This window comes from Poinsettia branch-inducing phytoplasma str. JR1 (genome assembly GCF_000309465.1).
GTDB lineage: Bacteria > Bacillota_I > Bacilli_A > Acholeplasmatales > Acholeplasmataceae > Phytoplasma > Phytoplasma pruni.
In genome coordinates this window covers 1-2,326 of the sequence record NZ_AKIK01000050.1, presented here as the reverse complement: position 1 = coordinate 2,326, position 2,326 = coordinate 1, and the positions used below count along the sequence as shown (strand labels likewise).

General features: G+C 26.4%; 1 pseudogene. It reads right to left on the bottom strand.

Annotation, left to right across the window (positions count from 1 at the left end):
* Positions 1 to 804: 804 nt before the first annotated feature.
* Positions 805 to 2,271 (bottom strand): annotated as a pseudogene (gtfA, locus tag ON17_RS03995) (sucrose phosphorylase).
* Between the last annotated feature and the right edge of the window lie 55 nt (positions 2,272 to 2,326).

The following is a 2,326-nucleotide window of genomic DNA, read 5'->3' as shown; positions in this document are numbered from 1 at the left end:
GTAAATTAATAAATAATTTTTTCTAAAAGGTATTTGTTTTAGAAAAATTAGTTGTTATCATTCAGAACTATTTTGCTGGGGCTCACCCTTTTTATAATGTGTTTTTATCTTCCTGTATAATTATATTATAACACGCTTTTGTATAAAAACCAAATTTTTACTTTTTAAAAGAAAAAAACATATCCATATCTCTAAGAAAAGACCATTTTAATGATAATAATATTAATTTTTTTAATAAAAAACCTTTTAAAGTGGTTAAAAAAGCTATTTTTATCAGTTAAAATTTCTTAATCAAAATTAAGGCTGAAAAAAAGTATTTCTTGAACCACTATTTATTTTAGTTTCAACGCTTTAATTGAGATCAAAAAAAATAAGGGTTAAGGGTTATAATTACAGCATAAAAAATGGATGAATTCATGATCGTCGTAAGTCAATATACCATTTGTTATGTAATTGTTCTAGGGCTTAGAATAATTAAATATGGTTTTTTTCCTTGAAAAAAAGTTGATATAAATTAGCGCCTTTAAGAAAATAAGGAGGATCTGAATAAAAAAAATTTATCTTTTTGAGTATTAACAGAAGCGATAAACTCTTTAACATTTAAAATTTCTTAAAAAAATTTTATCTTTTAAAGATGCTATTTGACGAATAAAAGTACTATAAGTACGTTGGGCGAGACCCAAAGAAATGGCGCTGAAAGACAACAACTAATTTTTCTAAAACAAATACCTTTTAGAAAAAATTATTTATTAATTCACTACATGATAACATAAAAAAAATATTTGTCAACCTTTTTTATAAAAGTTAATAATTTTTAAATATTTCTTTACCGTTTTCAGTAATTAAGAATTTTTTCTCTTGCGCATCAGCTTCTAAGATAGCTGTATTTTGGCGATCTTTATCTTGACGCACAATTTTAATTTTGTGGTTATCTAAATTTTGTTCGACACTAATAATAGAACCATTTAAATCAAAAGCGTGACTAGTGTTACGCCATTGCAATAATTTAAAGAGGTTTTTCGCCACAGGTCTTTGAACTACTGTTTGGATCTCTTCACGAAAATAATAATGACGGTTAATGTTACGCCCTTCTTTAGAAGATTCTAACAATTTAATATTGTTTTCTCCCGCTAAAAGACCCACATAATAAACTTGTGGTATTCCTGGGGCGAAAATTTGAAAAGCACGACTTAACAAATAACTATCATTATCATTCGCTAAAGCGGAATAATAAGTGGAATTGATTTGATAAATATCTAAGTTTTTATAAGAAACGGAGGAATATATTTTTTTACTTTACGCCCATTTTATATATTCTTTCTGTCGTATATTTCATTTTATCATCAGTTAAAAGATCAAAAGCATCTACCACTCCTATATAATCGTGAGCATCTAAAGTCGTAAATTGTTTCATTGGCGATTTCATTAACCAATCTTTTAAACGTTTTATTTTGTCGGAATATAAAGTATAAAGAACAATTAATGGTAAAGAGAAATCATAAATAAAGTAACTGTGTTGACTTATTTTATGAGAAATAACATAATTTTCATGAATTTCAGGCAAAAGTAAAGCTCCTGATTTACTAATGATATTACTAACATCTGTTGATAAGTTTTAAATATCTGGTTCTAAAAAGAAACAAGTGGCATTGGCTTTTTTACAAACATAAGCAAAAGCGTCTAAACTGATTAAACTAGCGCCTTTTTCTACCATATTGTTGAAATTATCTTTAATGAATTCTTTCGCTACTTCATCATCAACGTTAATATCGATTTGATCTTCGTCAAAAGTATTATTCCAAAGATGTTCTTCTTGGTTGTTCGCGAATTTAATTGTTTGAATAGGGACTTTATCTTTGCGTTTATAAATTAAATCGGTATCTTGTTTAGTAGGACGATTTTTACTTTCTTTAGTCCAAAATTTTTCCCAACGAAGAAAGAAATTATTATATTTAGAGTTTTCATGGTTTTGTTGAAAATCTTTATACATAACGGATTCTTTGGAAATATGGTTGATCATAAAATCAAACATTAAATAATATTGTTTTTTCAATTCAGCAATATTATCCCAATTTCCAAAAACAGGATCAACGATATTATAATCATAAGGCGCGAATCCTCGGTCACTGCTAGAAGGGGAAAAGGTAAAATATGAATCCCACCAATTGTGTTTTGTCCTAAATTTTCTTTTATAACTAGATTTAATTCTTTAAGATTTTTTCCTAATGAATCAGGATAAGTAATTAACATTACTTTATTTTGAATTTTTATTAATTTATTTCCTTTATTCAGAATATCTTTAATATAGTTAATATTGTTTCAATAT